A 230-nucleotide genomic window follows, 5' to 3' on the forward strand; every position below is an offset into this window, starting at 1 on the left:
GCAACGCCTGCGAGCCGCCGCTGTTCGCCGCGATCCTGACGATGTCGTCCTTGCTGTAGCCGAGCGCGGGCGCGCGCAGCGCGGCACTGAGATCGCGCACCGTGTGCAACGCCTGCGAGCCGCCTCCGTTCGCCGCGATCCTGACGATGTCGTCCTTGCTGTAGCCGAGCGCGGGCGCGCGCAGCGCGGCACTGAGATCGCGCACCGTGCGCAACGCCTGCGAGCCGCCG

Annotated in this window: 1 pseudogene; it reads right to left on the bottom strand. The window is 72.6% G+C overall.

Annotated elements, in window-relative coordinates:
- Nucleotides 1–230: pseudogene (locus GWC77_RS29060) on the bottom strand (TAL effector repeat-containing protein); the annotation flags it as partial.

It is taken from the genome of Paraburkholderia sp. NMBU_R16 (assembly GCF_013282575.1).
Lineage (GTDB): Bacteria > Pseudomonadota > Gammaproteobacteria > Burkholderiales > Burkholderiaceae > Trinickia.